Source organism: Clostridium sp. DJ247, assembly GCF_014231265.1.
The window spans coordinates 1-3,403 of the sequence record NZ_JABAIW010000116.1; the positions used below are offsets into that span (position 1 = coordinate 1).

3 protein-coding genes and 1 tRNA gene are annotated in these 3,403 nt (G+C 30.2%); all 4 read right to left on the reverse strand.

The features are described 5' to 3' along the window. Positions 1-837: 837 nt before the first annotated feature. The gene (gene folK / locus HGI79_RS22190) at positions 838-1,665 is read right to left on the reverse strand and encodes a 2-amino-4-hydroxy-6-hydroxymethyldihydropteridine diphosphokinase (RefSeq protein ID WP_185652842.1); all 828 of its coding nucleotides are present in this window, start codon (positions 1,663-1,665) and stop codon (positions 838-840) included. A gap of 94 nt (positions 1,666-1,759) precedes the next feature. Next, on the reverse strand, positions 1,760-2,239 hold the full coding sequence (locus tag HGI79_RS22195) for an HD domain-containing protein (RefSeq protein WP_185652843.1): 480 nt from the start codon (positions 2,237-2,239) through the stop codon (positions 1,760-1,762). A gap of 17 nt (positions 2,240-2,256) precedes the next feature. After that, positions 2,257-2,811, reverse strand: coding sequence for a GTP cyclohydrolase I FolE (gene folE / locus HGI79_RS22200; protein WP_313885249.1), 555 nt, complete (start codon positions 2,809-2,811; stop codon positions 2,257-2,259). Between the two features lie 433 nt (positions 2,812-3,244). Beyond that, a tRNA-Phe gene (locus tag HGI79_RS22205) sits at positions 3,245-3,320 on the reverse strand. Positions 3,321-3,403: the final 83 nt, after the last annotated feature.

Genomic DNA, 3,403 nt, shown 5'->3' on the forward strand with positions numbered 1-3,403 from the left:
TAATCTAGTAGCTCAAAAGAATTGCTGGTTTATTTATATAGATAAGTTTTTCTTATCTCACTCTGTTTAATTTTCAAGGATCGTGTCATCTCATCTGACGACTATTATATGTTATCATACTACTTTGAATTCGTCAACACTTTTTTTATTTTTTAAATTTAACTCATTTTTTATAGAAAATAACACATTATTGGTTGAAATTCATTTAAATTCGTTTCGCCTTCAAACGACATGATCTATAATATCATGGAATTTAAAGTGATACTTATAAATATAGGTCATTATTTAAGATTATATTATTAATACTTTGTACCTCCCATGTATTCCTTCATTTTTCTATTATAGATACCCCAGGACAAGTTTATAGTGACTTTTATTATAGATCATATATAACTTAGAAACTCAATATATAATTATGATATGTTATTAATCAAAAATGTTACATTGAAATACTTTTGCTTAATTCACAGTTAGAGGTTCAGTGAACTGCTCACCACTTTAGAATAGGGAGTATTCTGTTCAATATAGCCATTACAACAAGTTTACTCACGCTATTAGTAAGGTCATCTCTATCTCCCTATATCGGATATCTACTCAACTTTAGTAACCTAGATATTATAAAATTGCTCTTTCTTTACTCAGAACAATACTCACAGAGTAATCTATCATATAAAATTAAAAAACTTTGTATCTCTGCCTAAGAGCTTCGCACAAAATAACAGATTTTAGTTCTCTGCTTAGATTCCAGCTCTAGACTAATTAAAAATATTTAACGTGACGAAGTATGGCAATATATTCCATAGTATATGCAAAATTTTTACTCTGTAAATCTATATATTATAGTTCCTGATCCTCAGATATTTTATTCATTAATTCTATTATTCTACTATGTAAAATAGGATGTGTAATATATGGAGCAATATCTGATAGAGGTCTTAAAACAAATAACCTCTCATGCATTCTTGGGTGTGGAATTATTATTTCTTCCTGTGATGTTATTAAATTATCATAAAGTAATATATCTAAATCTATAGTTCTTGGTCCCCACTTAACCATTCTTTCCCTTTTAAGTTCTTTTTCTTTTTCCAGCAAAAACTTCATAAGCCTAATAGGTGACAATAATGTTTTTATTTCTATTGCTCCATTTAAGAAATTATCCTGTTCTAAGTATCCTACAGGCTTAGTTTCGTAGAAACTAGATGTTTTTGTAACTTTATTAAAAGTTGAGTCATTTATGAGGTTTATAGCAGTTTCTAAATTTGTCTTTCTATCTCCCAAATTAGATCCTATAGCTATGTAGGCTGTATGCCATTGCCTGTGGATTTCCACAGCAGCATAATCTACAGGTTTACCTATTGGAGCCCAAGGTTTCTTTATTTTAACCTCTACTCTATTTACTAAATCATATTTTAGCAGTATAAATTGAGCCAATTCTTCAGCTGCCTTTTCAATTAAATCATATTTTTCTTTTTTGAATTCTTCTTCTACATCGCAACACAACTGAGCATAGTTAACAGTTTTTGTTAAATCATCATTTTCTGCAGCTGGCTTTAAATCTAAAAAAAGTGTTAATGATATTAGGAAGCGCTGCCCCATATCTTTCTCTTGTTGATTAACTCCATGAAAAGCATATACTTCTAAGTCTTTTACGTGTATTTTATCCATATTTATATTATCTCTCCTCACAAAACATATTAAGTGTTAAAAGTTATAGGCTCCCTCTTTTCAACAATCGGGAGCCTATATGCTAATGAAAGTATTAATAGATTATTTTATAGTTTTTCTTACCTTCAGACCAATTGCACTTATTGGCAGCTTTACACAAAAAACATTTTCTTGATAGCTTATCACTTATATAGAATATATAATTAAAGGAGTTTTCATTGTCATCTTTTTTTCTATGTTTCAATATTGCACTTAATATTACCTCGATCTCATCGTTGTTATATCCACTCTCTATTAATATTTCCTTTGAAAGTTTATAACTAGCAAGATCATGTGAAATATCTTCCTCATACTGCATCCATCTGCCAATATCGTGGAGCATAGCCGCCCCATAGATAATTTCCTTATTTATAGTTAACTTCCTTTCTAAAACCATTATATACGCTAATCTTGCTACATCTAAGAAGTGTTGCATATCGTGATGGCAAAATTCTCTATTTACTTCATGCTCTTCGTTTTTCGCTATATACTTCTTAAATTTAGGGTTATTTATAATTGCATTAACTCTATTCAATGAATCATAACTCCTAACTATAATTTAATCATTCTATATATCTCTTCCTTTAAGCTAGTATCTTCCTTAAATTTTCCTCTTGTAACCACAGTTACCGTTTTACTTCCTGGTTTTTTTACACCTCTCATAGTCATGCACATATGCTCTGCTTCTATTACAACCATAACACCTTGCGCATCTAAAAACTCCATAATGGAATCTGCAATTTGCGACGTCATTCGCTCTTGAAGTTGAGGTCTTTTAGCAAATATTTCAACAGTTCTAGCTAGTTTACTTAATCCTGCAACTCTTCCATTAGATATATATGCAACATGAGCTTTGCCGTAAAAAGGAACAAGGTGATGTTCACACATTGAATAAAACTGTATATTTTTCTCCAATATTATATCATCATTATCTACACTGAAGGTTTTCTTTAAATGTTCTTCTGGAGTAGAATGTAACCCTGAAAATATTTCTTTATACATTTTAGCAATTCTATCAGGAGTTTCCTGTAACCCTTCTCTTTCTGGATCTTCTCCTATGGCTTCTATAATCATCTTTACAGCATCTTTAATTTTATTTTCATCTATCATAACCTTTTGTTGAACACTAGCCTTGTTAAGGATTTGTTCAACGGGCCTCCTCTCATATGGATAAATTCAAAAATGTTATAATCTATATTAGTATTTTACAATATTATCATAGATTATAACATTTTAATTATCTCATTACAAGAATAGTACTATGTTAACTTGAATTTGTAGTTATAATTCTTACTTATCATAGTAACAATTATCCCTGTTTATACATAATAGGTAATTTTTTTAAATAATAAAGATTTATAACTATAATTCCATCTATCTTTGTAGCAATAGTATCATCTATTAAGTTTTTTTCTAAGTATAATTGCTTTTTATGTTAACTAAAAGACATTATGTAATTTATTTTTCTAAGTACCTGATAATGTATTTTATTTAATTTTTGCTAAATAAAAAACACCCCATATAATACATGAAGTGTTTTTGGTGGCTAGACCAGGAATCGAACCAGGGACACGAGGATTTTCAGTCCTCTGCTCTACCGACTGAGCTATCTAGCCAAAATATATAACCTAGCAGCGACCTACTCTCCCACAGGGCCTCCCCTGCAGTACCATCGGCACTGTGAAGCTTAACCGTCGTG

Coding starts and splice junctions, on each gene's coding strand:
- folK (WP_185652842.1), bottom strand. CDS start 1,665: ATGGATAAAATACACGTAAAAGACTTAGAAGTATATGCTTTTCATGGA.